Consider the following 1147-nt stretch of genomic DNA (forward strand, 5'->3'; position numbering starts at 1 on the left):
GCATCGGTGACAAGCGTTACGGCCAGCGGGATGGTGCCGCCGGTCAAGCCTTTGGAGGTGCACAGGATATCTGGAGAAATCGATGCCTGCTCGCAGGCGAACATGGTTCCGGTGCGTCCCCAGCCGGTCATCACCTCGTCGGCGATCAGCAGCGTGCCGGAGGCCTCAGTGATCTTCTTCAATTCGGCCAGAACCGATGCTGGATACATCAGCATGCCGCCGGCGCCCAGCACCAGCGGCTCGACGATCAAGGCTGCGGCTCGTCGATCGCGGGTCACAGCCTGGAAACGATCCAGCGTCTCCTGCTCGTGCCCCGCGGCCGGAAAGGGGATTATGTCGACCTCGAACAGCAAGGGTTCGTAGGCGGCGTTGAACACGCCACGCGCACCGACGCTCATCGTTCCGATCGTGTCACCATGATAGCTGTGCTCCATGACGACGATGCGCGAGCGCGGCGCGCCGATGTTGCGGAAATAACCGAGCGCCATCTTCAGCGCGACTTCGACTGAGGTCGAGCCACTGTCGGAATAGAACACCCAGTCGAGTCCAGCGGGAGCGAGGCCGACAAGCGCCTTGGCCAAGCGCTCTGCCGGCTCGTGCGTGAAGCCCGCAAAGATAATCTGGTCGAGGCTCGACGCGGTTGTCTCGATTGCCTTCATGATGCGGGGATGGCGGTGGCCATGTGTGACGACCCACCAGGAGGAGATGGCGTCCAGGATGCGGGCGCCGTCGGCCCTGTGGAGATAGGCGCCCTCAGTCAGGACGATTTCTGGGGTCGCAGGCTCGAGCGCGTGCTGGGTGAAGGGATGCCACACATGAGACTGCGACATCAGTCACCTCCAGTAATCGAGGCGAAGGCGAAGCCGGCAACCATTGCGTCCCTCAGTGTTTTGCCCGTCAGCACATCGAGGTGCGGCAGCCTGCCGAGCTGCGGCGCACCGCTGAATTCCACTATGGTCCGTTGCGTATCGGCCATCTCATCGCCGATGAAAGCGATGCCCGCCAACGGGATGGAGCGGGCGCGGAGCGCCTCGACCGATAGCAAGGTGTGGTTGATGGTGCCGAGTGTGGTGCGGGCGCACAGAATAACGGGCAGCCGCCATTCAGCGAAGATGTCGATGAACCTTGTGCGCCGGTTGAGCGGCAC

At 63.0% G+C, this 1147-nt stretch carries 2 protein-coding genes; both read right to left on the bottom strand.

Annotated features, from left to right (window positions below):
* The coding region (locus NKI46_RS30885; RefSeq protein WP_352749721.1) for an aminotransferase class III-fold pyridoxal phosphate-dependent enzyme at positions 1–830 on the bottom strand (830 nt) is incomplete at its 3' end.
* Positions 830–1147, bottom strand: a 318-nt coding sequence (gene bioD, locus NKI46_RS30890; RefSeq protein ID WP_352749724.1) for an ATP-dependent dethiobiotin synthetase BioD, incomplete at its 5' end; no start/stop codon positions are given. The genes bioD and NKI46_RS30885, both read right to left, overlap by 1 nt.

Source organism: Mesorhizobium sp. M0615 (assembly GCF_040320805.1).
GTDB lineage: Bacteria > Pseudomonadota > Alphaproteobacteria > Rhizobiales > Rhizobiaceae > Mesorhizobium.